The sequence below is a fragment of the Promicromonospora sp. NPDC052451 genome (assembly GCF_044547525.1).
In the GTDB taxonomy this organism is placed as follows: domain Bacteria; phylum Actinomycetota; class Actinomycetes; order Actinomycetales; family Cellulomonadaceae; genus Promicromonospora.
The window spans coordinates 1-3,089 of the sequence record NZ_JBIUAP010000026.1; the positions used below are offsets into that span (position 1 = coordinate 1).

Annotated in this window: 1 protein-coding gene; it reads right to left on the bottom strand. The window is 74.9% G+C overall.

Features of this window, described 5'->3' with window-relative positions; genetic code table 11:
* A partial coding sequence (locus tag ACIG47_RS26400) for a S8 family serine peptidase (RefSeq protein ID WP_397434029.1) occupies window positions 1-3,089 on the bottom strand: 3,089 nt, incomplete at both ends.

A 3,089-nucleotide genomic window follows, 5' to 3' on the forward strand; every position in this document is an offset into this window, starting at 1 on the left:
CACACCGAGCGCGCCTCGTCCTGCGTCAGGCGCGTGATCGTCCTGCCCAGGTCGTCCGACCGGTACAGGCCGGACGCCGTCGCCAGCCACAGCCGGTTCTCGTCCACCGGGTCGACCACGACCTGCTGCACCAGCACCTCGTGCGCGTAGCTGGTCCACGTCTCGAACCCGTCGGTCGAGACCATGAGGCCGGTGTCCACGAGCGAGGTGTAGCCCACGGCCACGGTGCCCTCGTCGTGCGGGGACAGGGCCAGCGCCGTCGCGCTGAAGCCGCCGGTGGGGCCCACCTGCGTCAGGTCGGCGTCGGACCCGCCCGCGGGCGCCGTCAGGATGCGGCCCCCGCCGAACGCGTTGGCGCCGATCGCCCAGACGGTGCGGTCGCCGAGCGGCGACTGCGTCACCTCGGAGACCTGGCGGCCGATGACACCCTCGTGGCCGATCGAGCCCCAGTTCTGCTCGTCCGGGGCGAGGTCGGCGACGGACCGCTGGTGCAGGCCCTCGAAGTCGACGGCGCGCAGCACGGGCTCGCCGTCGCCGTCGACGCCCGCGTGGACGCCGGAGACGTCGCTGCCGGAGACCCCGGTCTTGGTCCACTCCTGGCCGTCGTCCGTCGTGTAGATGCCGGCGTTCTCCATCGACATGACGATCTGGGTGGCGGGGGTGCCGGGCCAGTGGTCCACGTCGGTGGCGAGCGGGCCGTTCACGGGCAGCGGGTGGGTCTGCCACGTCGTGCCGAGGTCGGTGCTCGTGCTGTAGGACGACAGGCCCGATGCGTACACGGTGCCGTCGGTCAGCGTGGTGACGGTGACGTAGGACTGCTCGGTGTCGGCGCCCTCCGTCCAGGTCGCGCCGGAGTCCGTCGAGGTCAGTGCGACGCCGTCCCCGCGGATCAGCACGGCCGTGGAACCGTCGGCCACGACGCCCTGCGGGCGGTCGCGGTACTCGGTGGTCACGTACGGCTGCGTGACCTCGCTGCCGCCGTCGAGGACGTCCGCGATGCGGTAGACGCCGTCGTAGGTGGTGACGAGCAGGTCGTCGCCCGCGAACGCGGCGCCCGAGACGAGGTCGTCCCACTGCGGGGCGACGCGCCGCCAGCGCTGGCCGCCGTCCTTGCTCAGGTAGAGACCGTCGCCGGTGACCGCGGCGAGCGCGTCGCCGTGGGCGACGAGCTCGCTGATCGCGACGTCCGGGAACGGCAGCACGGTCCAGGTCCGGCCCGCGTCGGCCGTGTGCACGATGCGGCCGTTGTAGCTCGGGTCGAGGGTCACGTTGCCGGCGGCACCGTTCAGGGCGACGTAGAAACCGCCGGGCGTGGCCGTGTCGGCCACGGGGATGCCCCAGCCGTCGGCCACGGGCATGCTGCGCACCCGCTGCCACGTGGCTCCGTGGTCGGTGGTGACGAACGGGTGCACGCCGGTGCCGGCCATCGCCAGGCCGGTGCCCGGGGCGGTGGGGGAGGTGGCGAGCTCACGGGCCGCGCCCGACAGGCCGACCTGCTCCCACGCGCCGGGCTGGTCGGCGCCCTCGGACTGCACGCCGCCCGTACCGGTCAGGGTGCGTCCGCTGACGGTCGCCCGGGCGTCGAGCGTGTACGTGCCGGGCTCGTCCAGCGGCACGGTGCCGCGGTACCAGCCCTGGCTGTTGCCGACGGCGGTCAGCGCCGCGGTGTACTGCTCGCCGGACGGGGCCGTGGCCCGCACGGTCGGCGCCGTCTCGGGTGCCATCGGCGTGCGGACGAAGACGTCGGTGGACCCGGTGGCCAGCGACGGCGAGGACTGGACCTGCAGGGGCCGCACGTACGCCGCGTACGGGACGCGCACGGTGCTGCCGTCCGAGACGGTGCCCACCACGACGCCGGAGGTCTCGCCGTCGACGGCCCCCGCGGCGGGGCTGGTGGTGTCCGGGGTCACCGTGAGGTCGACCGACGCGCTGCGCCCGGCCGGGATGCGCACCTGGCGCGCGGAGAGCTTCGCCTCGCCCGTGCTGCCCGGGGCGGCCTCCGTGGCGAGCCTGACGGTCACGGCCTTGGTGCCGGAGTTGCGCAGCACGACGGTGCTGGTGCGCTCCGGGCGGCCGCCCATGTCGGCCAGCCCGAGGGAGATTGCGTCGGGGGAGGCGGTGACCTGCTGGTCGACGGCGGCGGCGACGTCGAGCGTGCCGGCGCCCACGGCGGACGGCGACGCGTCGGCGTCGGCGGGCTCCGTGACGGGGTCCATGGCCTGCGCGCTGCCGATGAGGGTCGCGCGCAGCTGCTGCGCGGTCTGCTCGGGGCGGGCCTGGGCCAGGAGGGCGGCGGCGCCGGCGACGTGCGGTGCGGCCATCGAGGTGCCGGACATCCGGTACTGGTTCCCGTCCACGCCGAACTCGGCCGGGATGTCGGACATGATCTCGTAGCCGGGGGCCACGATCTCGGGCTTGAGCGTCATCGCGTCGCTCGGGCCGCGCGAGCTGAAGCTCGCCATCGTGCCGGTCCGGTCCACGGAGCCGATGGTGGCGCGCGCGGTGCCCGCCGCGACCTCCGCCTTGAAGGTCTGGTACTGGGCCGAGGCGATGTTCATCATCACCAGCGACTCGCGCCGCAGGTCGAACCCGCCGCCCGCCAGGATGTTCGCGGAGCCCTGCGGGCCCGCGCCGCCGTCGTCCCCGGCCGGGTCGGTCGGGCTCGGCGTGTACAGCAGGGCGCCCACGGCACCGTGCTCCTCGGCGAGCTGGGCCTGCAGCAGGTGCGGGCCCAGGACCTGGCCCAGCGAGGTGGTCGTCATGCTCTGCATGACGACGATCGCGCCGCGCACGTCGCCGGCCTGCTCGTAGTCCTCCTCCTCGAAGCCGTCGCCGACGTCGACCAGGCGGGCCGTGATGCCGCCCGCGGGCGGGTTGGCCGACATCGGGAAGCGCGTGACGTCCAGCGGACGGGGCGCGTCACCCCGCCGGGCGCCGGCCAGCGTGAGCGTGGGGTCGGCGACGCCGGTCACGCTCGCGCCGACGGCGATGACGCCCTCGGCCGCGGCCGGGGAGCTCACGCTCTGGGAGTAGGGGCCGGCGTTGCCGGCCGCGGCCACGACCACGACGCCCTGCTGCACGGCGGCGGT